The following is a 6,726-nucleotide window of genomic DNA, read 5'->3' on the forward strand; positions in this document are numbered from 1 at the left end:
AATCTTATGAAAAAGTTTTTTGTAAAAGTATTTCTAATTTTTAGTATTTTAATTAGCTTCCAATTAAAATGTACTAAGCCAGAGATAGAAACAGCTACAAGTAATAAGACAAAAGTGTTAAAGCATAATTACATAGTAGTTAATTCAGTAGATAACTCACCTGCTGAGGTAGAAGTAAGTTACTCAGTTTTTATTAATGGAAATGCTGAAAACATTGTAAAAACTGAACGTAAAACTACTCCTTTTATCATTGGAGGAGAAGAAGTAAAAGTAGTGTATGATAGTTTACTTTTTGTGCACGGAACTACTCGAAGATTTCATCAAAATGAACTAAAAAGGAATTACACTCCTCTTGGTGCTGACTATCTGTCAATCAAAAATTTATCATCAGTAGCTATTGAATATGCAGTTGTAGGCATTCAAAAATTAGAGTTTTCATCTGCTAATGAGATTGCTAATAGTAGTGATATTGTAAACAAAAATCAAATAGATAAAACAAAAGTCGTTAAATATCTTAGTGGTGCAGCTCCTGTATATAAGGCTACTTCAGTATTATACCTGATAAAACCTGAATTAGCCCCTCAGACTACTGTTTATGTTACAAAAGGAATATATGCTCCTGATGGAGGTGTTTCAGGTAGAGAAGCAGTAGCTGTGCCTCTTAAAACTCCTAATTTTGGAGAAATAGTAGCTAATACACCTTTTTCAGTAGCTGAGGTTCTTAGTTTATATAAACAAGAATATACTTATGGAAATACATTATATCCTAATTATGATGCTTATATGGGAAGAAACACTAAAGATCCAAATGATAGAAGTATTCTTCAAAAAAACTACAGAATCAAGCATTATGGGGTAGTATCTGCAGGGGAATCCTTAGAAAATAAAGGGGAAGTATGGTTTATTAATACTCCTAATGGAATTAGCGGATATAATGACTTTTAAAAAATGAAGAATAACTTTAACTTACGAGCACTAAAAAACACCTATGAAGTACGTACAGCTTCTCATTTAGTGATTAAAACCCCTCTTAAAGCACTTGATCATCAAGAGAATATTTTACTATCATTAAATGCTGATGGAGTGTTATCTATCAAAAAATAATACGAATATATTTGAATATTAGAATGTAATAGATTTTGGCAAAGTTTTTTCTTACCTCTTATCTCTTACCTCTTACCTGAATAAAATGAATTACCTTTGGAACTTTAAACCGCTGCCACCGCAAGCCACTGTAAAACAACTACAACAAGAGCTCAACATCAGCGAGCCCTTGGCAATACTATTAGCCCAACGAGGTATCACCACTTTTCAGCAGGCTAAAGACTTTTTCCGCCCCACACTCTCACAATTGCATAATCCTTTCCTGATGAAAGGAATGAAAGAAGCTGTTGAGCGTTTAGACCAAGCCTTAAAAAATAATGAAACTATCCTTATCTATGGCGACTACGATGTCGATGGCACTAGTGCGGTTTCTCTGATGGAACGCTATCTGAGCACTTTCACTGATAAACTGTTTACTTATGTACCCAACCGTTATACCGAGGGGTATGGCATTTCTTTTCAAGGGATTGACTATGCCGAGGCGCAAGGTTGTACCCTTATCATTGCTTTGGATTGTGGTATCAAAGCTATTGATAAAGTAGAATATGCCAAAGAAAAAGGAATTGATTGTATCATTGCCGACCACCACCGCCCGTCAGATCAAGTGCCCGATGCCGTGGCAGTACTCGACCCCCAACAAGCTGATTGTCCTTATCCGTATAAAGAACTCTGTGGCTGTGGTTTAGGCTTTAAATTGGCGCAAGCATATCACGAGTATTTGCAACGCCCGTTCAGTGAACTGATGCCTCTTTTAGATTTAGTCGCCGTCGCCACTGCTGCCGATATTGTGCCAATGGACGGTGAAAATCGCACGCTGATGTACTTCGGTTTAGAAGTGATTAATAAACAGCCCTCAGCAGGAGTAAAAGCACTTTTTGGCGAACATCAAGGGGCTATTACGGTAAGCGATGTAGTGTTCAAGGCTGCCCCGCGTATCAATGCCGCCGGACGTATAGAACACGGCAAATATGCTGTCTCTCTACTCACCGAAACTTCACCTGAACAAGCTTTGCAAAAAGCCAAACAAATAGACGAATTCAACAGCGAACGCAAGGAATTAGATAGCAGTATCGCCGCCGAAGCACTCGACCAAATAGAGCGCAATGGCGAGCAAAATTGTTATACTTCAGTAGTTTTCAGTGAGCAGTGGCACAAAGGGGTGATAGGTATTGTCGCTTCCCGCCTTATCGAACATTACTACCGCCCCACAATAGTATTTACTAAAAGTGGCGATAAGTATGCCGCCTCAGCACGTTCAGTACAAGGGTTTGATATCTATGAGGCTTTGGAGCAGTGCAGCGAACATTTAGAACAGTTCGGCGGACATAAATACGCGGCAGGACTCACGCTCCTCCCCGAGCAATATCCACTCTTCAAAGAAGCGTTTGAAACTGTGGTTAAACAAACCATCGACCCTGAATTGCGCACCCCGAAACTCTCTATAGATACCGCACTTCCCTTGAGCAAACTCACTCAAAAATTCTATAATATTCTCAAACAGTTCGAGCCTTTCGGGCCTTGCAACCTGCCACCGCTCTTCTATGCCGAAAATGTAGTCGATACAGGTTTTGCAAAGCACATTGGTAAGAATAACGAGCACTTAAAACTCTGTTTGCGCGAAGTGGGCAGTGCCCCATATTTCGATGCTGTAGGTTTTAGTTTAGGACATAAACTCCCTCTCATCACCTCAGGCAAACCTTTTAGCATTGTCTATTCAGTAGAAGAAAACCTGTGGAATGGCAAGCTAAGTTTGCAGTTGCAAGTCAGAGACATAAAATAATTTGCTAATTTCCAAATTTGCCAATTAACGTCAGTTCGATATAACAAAATATTGATTACACCTTTGTAACATAATATATTCACAAAATAATTCACCGTCAGGTGAAATTCGTGAGATAATATAAAATAAAGTTTTACACACTCCCAAATTCGTGGAAATAAAGACTTTTATGCACTCCCTATTTCTGAAAATTCGTGTAATTCGTGGGAGCTTAAAAATATTTCGCTAATTTCCAAATTTCCTAATTAATATATTTTGGTATTATTTTTGTGACTACACTTTTCACTATTCACTTTTAACTTAAAAAAAATGGCAAACATTACATTTCACGATCAGCCTGCACACACCGCTGGCGAACTTCCAAAAGTGGGCGTTTTAGCCCCTGAATTTTCAGCTGTTAAAAACGATTTAGCCGAAGTAAAACTCTCTGATTTCAGAGGTAAAAAAGTAATCCTAAACATTTTTCCCAGTGTAGATACAGGTGTATGTGCTGCTTCAGTGCGTAAATTTCACGTCGAGGCTTCAAAACTCAATAATGTAGCAATCCTTTGTATATCAAAAGATTTGCCTTTTGCACTCACACGCTTTTGTGCAGCCGAAGGTATTGATAATCTTACAATGCTCTCCGATTTCCGCGGTGATTTTGCAGCTCATTATCCTATTGTTTTTACCGATAGTCCGCTAAAAGGATTGCTATCTCGTTGTATAGTAGTGCTCGACGAACAAGGCAAAGTAGTATATACCGAGCAAGTAGCCGAAACTACTAACGAACCTAACTACGCTAAAGCACTCCAAGCAATTAACAATTAATAATTGTGTCACAAAAAGGCTGTCCGAAAAGTCTAAAAAATGCTTTTGCATCATAAACTTTGTCAAAGTCCCAAAACTTTGACAAAGTTTATAAAGCTTGATAATCAATTACTTTTAGAGTATATTATGTAGGAAAGCCAGCGATAGCTGGGTATGTACTGCAAACGCCCCCTCAATAAAAACTTTTAGGACAGCCTCTTTATTGTTTTGATAATCAATTACTTTTAGAGGATATTATGTAGGGGCGTTTTGCAAACGCCCACATAAATAAAACTTTTTGGACACCTTCTCTATCGTCAAATCACAGCTTGTTTCCTTTTTTATTGCCCAATCGCCAAATTATTCTTATCTTTGCCCCCTCAATAGGCCACCCTCACACCTGTCCCCCTAAACCCTAATAAAAATGGCTAAAAAGAAACAAGATAAAAACAAAGATAGCGATAAATCTTCTACAAAAAACAAAGAGGCTAAAACCGTTAAATCCAAGCAACGCCGCCTGATATGGGGTGGTTTTTTAGTACTGCTTACAGTCTATTTGCTTTTTATTTTTACTTCATTTTTCTTTTCTTGGCAAGCCGACCAAAGTGTGTGGGCTGATCTCGCTAATCGTGAAGAAATCGCCGATAACTTAGGCAGTAAAATAGGAGCTTATCTCAGCTATCTATTGATGTACAAAGGCTTTGGCATCGCAACCTTCATCGTCGTATGGCTCATTTTCCTCTCCGGACTCAAATATTTGTTCAATATTAAAATAGCATTGCTCAACCGCTGGTATTGGGGCACTTTGCTAATGGTACTCCTCGCTACTTTTTTAGGCTTTTTGCAAGGAAAATCTACTATCCTTTCAGGAGTTTCTGGCTATGAAGTAAATCATTTTCTGCAAGATTACTTTGGTAAAATAGGTACTTTTTTAATCCTTTTCTTCTTTGCTTTGGTATATGCTATTACCAAATGGCAACTCACCCCCGAGAAGATAATGTCTTTCTTCCAAAATACCTTTACTAAACTGAAACGAGAACACGACGATGAACAAGATGACGATTTTGAAGATGCTGATGATACTCCTTCTACAACCTCTTCTGATATCATAACTGACAATGAAGAGGAACAAGATGTGGAAATCGTTCTTCCTCAAGTAGATGATGAAAAAATCGACCCTTTTACACATAAAAAAGAAATTCCATTCCTCGATGGCAAAGGTGAGTTGGAAATTACCAATATCCCTGAAGATGAAGCTCCTGAACTCACCATCACTCCTATAGTGCCACCTGTAATGGTTGATCCTGAAGATTTAGTCAAGCAATTAGTAGAAAATTACGGCGAATACGACCCGCGTTTAGACCTCAGCGACTATCGTTTCCCTACGATTGAATTGTTGAACGAACCTAAAGATAAAGGTATCATTATCAACGAGGAAGAGCTAAAGGAAAACAACGATACGATTATCAAAACCTTAGCCGATTACAAAATTGAAATCTCCAAAATCAAAGCAACAGTAGGCCCTACTGTTACTCTCTACGAAATTGTACCGGTGGCGGGTACGCGTATTGCGAAAATCAAGAGTTTGGAAGATGATATTGCGCTCTCACTTGCGGCTCTCGGTATTCGTATCATCGCTCCTATCCCCGGCAAAGGAACCATTGGTATTGAGGTACCTAACAAAAAACCGACAATGGTGTATATGCGCTCAATGATTACCGCCCAAAAGTTCCAAAATGCCGAAATGGAACTTCCTATTGCCTTTGGTAAAACCATTAGTAACGAAACTTTCGGCGCCGATCTTACTAAAATGCCACACTTGCTGATGGCGGGAGCTACAGGGCAAGGTAAATCGGTAGGTATCAATGTCGTGCTCACCTCTCTGCTCTACAAAAAACACCCTGCTGAGGTGAAATTCGTGCTCGTCGACCCTAAAAAAGTGGAACTCTCTATCTTCGAGACTATTGAACGCCACTTCCTCGCCAAACTACCCGATAGTGAAGAGGCTATTATCACCGATAACAAAAAAGTGGTGAATACGCTTAACTCCCTCTGTATTGAGATGGACAACCGTTACGAACTGCTAAAAAATGCTCAAGTGCGCAACATCAAAGAGTACAATGCTAAGTTCAAAGCGCGACAACTCAACCCTAACGAGGGACATCGTTTCTTACCTTACATCGTATTGGTGGTAGATGAGTTTGCCGACTTGATTATGACGGCAGGTAAAGAGGTGGAACTCCCTATCGCTCGCTTGGCACAGCTTGCCCGAGCCATTGGTATCCACTTGATTATCGCTACCCAACGTCCATCTACTAACGTAATTACAGGTATCATCAAAGCCAACTTCCCTACACGTGTCGCCTTTAAAGTGAGCTCTAAAATCGACTCTAAAATCATCTTAGATGGCTCTGGGGCTGAGCAGCTCATCGGTCGAGGTGATATGCTCTACTCACAAGGCAATGAGCCCGTGCGCATACAATGTGCTTTTGTCGATACACCTGAAATACAACACATCACCGAGTTCATCGGGGCACAACGCGCCTACCCCGATGCCTACTTGCTACCTGAATATGTAGGCCCCGATAGCGAACCTGTAGATTTAGATTTCGACCCCTCCGAACGTGACCCTATGTTCCGCGAAGCCGCCGAAGTAGTTGTCAATGCGCAACAAGGTTCAGCTTCCCTCTTGCAACGCAAACTCAAATTGGGCTACAACCGCGCGGGTCGCCTCATCGACCAGTTAGAACACGCCGGTGTAGTAGGCCCTTTTGAAGGCAGTAAAGCCCGCCAAGTGCTCGTGCAGGACATCACAAGTTTAGACCGCCTCTTAGGAGGAAGTGAATAGTGCAAAGTGAAAAATCCTCTTTGTGGCTTGTCCCCCTTCGGGGGAACGGGGGCTATCGCTACACTTTGCCAAAGTTTTAGACTTTGGCAAAGTTGAAATCAAATTAATAATGCTTGTGAAGCATTTAAATCAACTTGTGCTACGACCTTTGCTAAAGTTGCTTGCTCTGATAATCAATCTATTGTAGGGGCGTTTTGCAAACGCC

5 protein-coding genes are annotated in these 6,726 nt (G+C 40.2%); all 5 read left to right on the top strand.

Going from position 1 to position 6,726, the window contains the following annotated elements:
* Positions 1–6: 6 nt before the first annotated feature.
* The 5 genes from HMPREF9073_RS07105 (at position 7) to HMPREF9073_RS07120 (ending at position 6,521) form a co-directional block, all read left to right on the top strand.
* Positions 7–945: a hypothetical protein gene (locus HMPREF9073_RS07105; protein ID WP_009750777.1), complete on the top strand. Its 939-nt coding sequence runs from the start codon at positions 7–9 to the stop codon at positions 943–945.
* A 3-nt stretch (positions 946–948) separates the two neighbouring features.
* Positions 949–1,104: a hypothetical protein gene (locus HMPREF9073_RS15695; protein WP_009750778.1), complete on the top strand. Its 156-nt coding sequence runs from the start codon at positions 949–951 to the stop codon at positions 1,102–1,104.
* An 85-nt stretch (positions 1,105–1,189) separates the two neighbouring features.
* Positions 1,190–2,884 carry a single-stranded-DNA-specific exonuclease RecJ gene (gene recJ, locus HMPREF9073_RS07110; RefSeq protein ID WP_009750779.1) on the top strand — a complete coding sequence of 565 codons (1,695 nt, stop codon included), beginning with the start codon at positions 1,190–1,192 and terminating at the stop codon, positions 2,882–2,884.
* Positions 2,885–3,193: 309 nt separating this feature from the next.
* Complete coding sequence (gene tpx, locus HMPREF9073_RS07115; protein ID WP_009750780.1) at positions 3,194–3,694, top strand: thiol peroxidase; 501 nt, start codon at positions 3,194–3,196, stop codon at positions 3,692–3,694.
* Between the two features lie 403 nt (positions 3,695–4,097).
* On the top strand, positions 4,098–6,521 hold the full coding sequence (locus HMPREF9073_RS07120) for a DNA translocase FtsK (RefSeq protein ID WP_009750781.1): 2,424 nt from the start codon (positions 4,098–4,100) through the stop codon (positions 6,519–6,521).
* The last annotated feature ends 205 nt before the right edge of the window (positions 6,522–6,726 follow it).

Source organism: Capnocytophaga sp. oral taxon 326 str. F0382, from assembly GCF_000318295.1.
Classification (GTDB): Bacteria; Bacteroidota; Bacteroidia; order Flavobacteriales; family Flavobacteriaceae; genus Capnocytophaga; species Capnocytophaga periodontitidis.

Bases quoted from the DNA above. Each gene is read 5' to 3' on its own strand.
- HMPREF9073_RS07120 (WP_009750781.1), top strand. From the start codon at position 4,098: ATGGCTAAAAAGAAACAAGATAAAAACAAAGATAGCGATAAATCTTCT.
- HMPREF9073_RS07105 (WP_009750777.1), top strand. From the start codon at position 7: ATGAAAAAGTTTTTTGTAAAAGTATTTCTAATTTTTAGTATTTTAATT.
- recJ (WP_009750779.1), top strand. From the start codon at position 1,190: ATGAATTACCTTTGGAACTTTAAACCGCTGCCACCGCAAGCCACTGTA.
- HMPREF9073_RS15695 (WP_009750778.1), top strand. From the start codon at position 949: ATGAAGAATAACTTTAACTTACGAGCACTAAAAAACACCTATGAAGTA.
- tpx (WP_009750780.1), top strand. From the start codon at position 3,194: ATGGCAAACATTACATTTCACGATCAGCCTGCACACACCGCTGGCGAA.